Source organism: Peribacillus sp. NPDC058002, from assembly GCF_042886655.1.
GTDB lineage: Bacteria > Bacillota > Bacilli > Bacillales > DSM-1321 > Peribacillus > Peribacillus aracenensis.
In genome coordinates this window covers 1-4,317 of the sequence record NZ_JBHVQU010000278.1, presented here as the reverse complement: position 1 = coordinate 4,317, position 4,317 = coordinate 1, and the positions used below count along the sequence as shown (strand labels likewise).

At 38.4% G+C, this 4,317-nt stretch carries 4 protein-coding genes; all 4 read right to left on the bottom strand.

Translation table 11 applies throughout. The features are described from left to right. A partial coding sequence (locus ACFVSH_RS23450) for an NAD-dependent succinate-semialdehyde dehydrogenase (protein WP_387708116.1) occupies positions 1-1,283 on the bottom strand: 1,283 nt, incomplete at its 3' end. Positions 1,284-1,387: 104 nt separating this feature from the next. Beyond that, positions 1,388-2,560, bottom strand: coding sequence for an iron-containing alcohol dehydrogenase (locus ACFVSH_RS23445; protein ID WP_387595052.1), 1,173 nt, complete (start codon positions 2,558-2,560; stop codon positions 1,388-1,390). 62 nt (positions 2,561-2,622) lie between these two features. Next, a complete protein-coding gene (locus ACFVSH_RS23440; RefSeq protein ID WP_387708114.1) occupies positions 2,623-3,675 on the bottom strand; it encodes an alpha/beta fold hydrolase in 1,053 nt (350 codons plus the stop codon). 146 nt (positions 3,676-3,821) lie between these two features. Next, positions 3,822-4,106, bottom strand: coding sequence for a hypothetical protein (locus tag ACFVSH_RS23435; protein WP_387596029.1), 285 nt, complete (start codon positions 4,104-4,106; stop codon positions 3,822-3,824). Positions 4,107-4,317: the final 211 nt, after the last annotated feature.

The window sequence follows — 4,317 nt, the reverse complement described above, 5'->3', positions numbered from 1 at the left end:
ATATTAGTGGTGTATAAGTAGGCAGCCAATCCATAAACTGTATCATTGGCTTCAAAAACTACTTCATCATCACTGGTAAAACTTGTTAATGGTGCCACAGGGCCAAAAGTCTCTTCTGTCATTATTTTCATATCTTTGGTTACATTGTCTAAAACGGTTGGCTGATAGAAATACCCGTTTTCATTGTATGGTTTCCCTCCATACAATAAAACTGCTCCTTTTTCCTGAGCATCGGCCACATGCTCTTCGACCTTTTTCAATCCTTCTTCGTTAACTAGAGGTCCGATTTGAACGGAACTGTCAAGACTATCGCCGACCTTTAGGCTCTTTACCTTTTCTACGAAGATTTTTATAAATTCATCCTTAACAGTCTCATGGACATAGATTCTGTTTGCACAGACGCAGGTCTGTCCGGCATTTCGGAATTTACTTGCAAGTGCACCTTCTGCGGCCTTCTCAAGGTCTGCATCTTCAAAGATAATAAATGGTGCATGTCCTCCAAGTTCCAAAGATAGCTTTTTCAATTGCGGCGCAGATTTTTCGACGAGCGTTTTCCCAACCTCCGTTGAACCAGTGAAAGAAATCTTCTTAATAATCGGGTTTTCAAAAATTCCATCTGAAATTTCCTTGGTTGCACCGGCAACTATATTAACTACTCCTTTTGGGATTCCAGCTTTTTCTACTAATTTAGCAAAAGCTAAAGCAGAAAGCGGGGACTGGCTTGCTGGCTTTACCACACCAGTACAGCCAGCTGCGAGTGCAGGGCCCAGTTTTCTTGTCATCATTGCCAGCGGGAAGTTCCAAGGTGTAATGGCCGCTATAACACCTACTGGCTGTTTTATGACAAACAATCTTTTATTCGTTGCAGATGCTGGTATTGTTTCTCCATAGATCCGGCGGCCTTCTTCGGCATACCAGGATAAGAAGCTAGATGCATATTTCACTTCTCCAACAGCCTCTATGTAGGCTTTCCCCATTTCGATGCTCATAATGGATGCCAATTCTTCAACATGTTCCAACATTAAGTCACGAAGCTTAAGCAAATAGTCAGCTCTATCATAGGCTGTTAGCTTTGCCCACTGGGGAAAAGCCTTGTTGGCTGCCTCTATTGCTTGCTGTGCTTCTTTTTGACCTGCCCTTGGAATCTCCGCTACGGTTTCACCGGTGGATGGATTAATAAGTGAAAATGTTGAATTTGAAGCCGCAGTCACCCATTCTCCATTTATGAATAGTTTAATATTTTCTAAATCTATCAAAGTAAATTCTCTTACTTTTTCAACCATCCTCAAATTCCTCCTGAAATATGTGTTTTTGATAATTTTATTCCTACATTAATTTTGAATGTCTTCGGTTTCCCCTGTGAACTCATGCGTTTTTAGTAGTTAGATCAAATAGTCCTAACTTTAACACCGCCTATTGATTTTCTATAAAGATCTATAACGTCTTCATATGTTGTTGTTCTGGGATTGACGGCAATATTTCCACTTAATAAAGCGTCTTTTGCCATTCTGTCTAATGAACCTTCATCTATGTTATACTGTGAAAAGTCGCTCGGGATATTGATATCTTCAGATAGTTTTTTTACTGCATGAATTGCTGAATACGCCCGCTCCATTAATGTAAGGCCATCCAGGTTTTCTCCCATATCTTCCGCGATTTCACTAAACAACTCGGGTACTGCAAGTGAATTAAATTCCATAATATGTGGTATTAGAATTGAATTTGCTACTCCGTGCGGAACCCCGTAGATGGCACTCACTGGATGACTTAATGCATGACAATTTCCTAACCTAGTATTATTAAATGCAAGGCCTGCCAGAAGACTGCCCATTAGCATATTCTCTCTTGCCTTTATGTTGTCTCCGCTATAAACTGCCTGACGAAGATTCGCGCTAATTTTTCTTATCGCCTCTCTTGCAAGCGCTTTCGAAATTGGCGTTGCCATTTTCGATGTGTATGATTCCAGTGCGTGTACAAGAGCATCCAAACCTGTCGCAGCTGTTATATGTGGAGGCAGTGATTTTGTAACTAAGGGGTCTACTAATGCCCATTTAGGTGCCAAACGGATTCCGCCAATTGTAAACTTATACTGGCGTACCTCATCAGTAATCACTGTGAATGTTGTAACCTCGCTGGCTGTGCCGGCAGTTGTCGGGATTGCTATCAGCGGTAATATATCATTAGAAAAAGTATCGATCCCTTCATATCCCACAATGGACCCTTCATTTGTGGCTAACAGACAAACTGCTTTCGCTACATCTATCGAGCTTCCTCCCCCCATTGCCACTACAACATCTGCTCTGATTTCTACTAATAACTCCAGTGCATCTTCACAGTTTCGTACAGTTGGGTTTGGTTTGGTTCCGTCAAAAATGGCATAATTAATATTGCACAGCTGCCTTGTAAGCAGCTCAATCAAACCAGTTTTTACAATCCCTGAATCAGTTATTATAAGTATATTTTTAAAACTTTCCTGATCGATGATATCCCTAAGTTGAGTTGCCGCCTCCAAGCCATATGTTATCTGGGTGGGATTTTTAAAAAAGCCAAACTTGTTCATTCAAATCCTCCTAACTTTTATGTCTTTCATTAGTACCAACTTGAAATTAATAATTTCATTGCCTAAACAGATGTAGCTAATAACTGATTTAGATGATTATTTATTTGATTCATATAATCTGTGCCTTCAGCTCCAAATAAAGCATAGTGTCCACAGATACTATGAATAACCCGAAGTTCACTATTCGGTATCATTTTTTGCTCCTCTTCGCAATCCTTAGGTGGAAAGAACATATCTTCATCGATTGGCATTACATAGACCTTAGCTTTGATCCTATTGAATGCCTCTTTCAGATTCCCGGAGGTGATTCTGCTCACATTATTTTGCTTCCATTTCCATCCCATACAAAGAAGGGCGTTTGGATCTTTTACTTTATAATTCGTCTCAAGAAAGTCTGATAAAAATTTGTCTAAAGAGTCTACACCAAATAGCCTCCAAGCTTCCTGCTTGTAAAATTCAGTACTACACCCCATTACCCCCCATATCTTCGCATGTCTTTTTAGTCCATTTACGACTTCCGTGCATGATCGATAATTCCCGTTATTCCAGTTCGGATCAGATGTTATTGCTTCCATTAGCGTGTCTGTAAAAAGAATGTTATGAGGGGTATTCTTTGCGGTACCTGCAATTGGTGCAGCACGCTTAACCATATCCGGATATCGTACAGCCCAATCATATGTTTGCTGTGCTCCCATTGAAGCACCTACAACAAGAGCTAGTTGCTTAATATCAAAATGTTCGGTAAGCAACTTATGTTGAGCACGAACATCATCACTAATTCGAACTTCTGGAAAATTACCCATGTTCAAAGGAGCTGGGGTGTTATGAGGAGAACTTGAAAGCCCGTTTCCTATTTGGTTTACAATAATAATAAAATAATGATCTGGATTAAGTGCATTTTCATTCCCTATATATGTCTCCATTATTTTGTTGGTTCCGGAATACCACGTAAGAACGAGAATCGCATTATCTTTTGCCTCATTAAGTTCCCCAAACGTAACATAAGCAAGTTTACAGTCCGGGATAATGCAACCGTCCTCTAATTCAAAATCTCCTAAATTATAGATTTCATACGGTCCATGATTCTCTTGAGTATAAAAGTTGTTATCAATCAAAAAAATTACCTTCCCTCAAATTTTATTGATTAAATCTCTGAGAGGTATATAAGAATATCGATCATTTGGTTCCAAAGATTCTATAGAAAAAATATAAACGTGTTTTCTAAAACAAGTTCATCAACTATGAAAAAGAGTTTCCTACTTTAAATAGATTTTCGGGATAAAATGGCGCTTTCATAGTATTCATTTAACTTTTTTGTTAAATTTCCATTTCCGATAACAATTTTCCCATTATTGTTCTTAGAGTCTTCCTGAAGCCATTTTGCAAGGAAATGATAGATTTTATTTCTTCGTTCCATAATATTATTTATCCCTTTTTGAAAAAACCACGAATCAATAGTATTATAAACACCACGATTTATTCCAAATTGTTCCTTGCAATATTGTATGAATGATAGGTCAGGTAAATGGATAATGTCTGCTTTCACATTCAATTTTTCTCACTCCTATTTTCAAGTACAATGATGTACTTTATAAAAAAGCGGTTTAAAATTATAAATAGTGATATTTCATTTCCATAGATAATAATTACGGTAACGGATAGTTGCTATAAACTATCCGACGTAAAAAAATGTGTGCGAATTAATTCGGCCATCCAGCAGGTACCATTCCGACATTCCGACGGAAATATAACAAAGG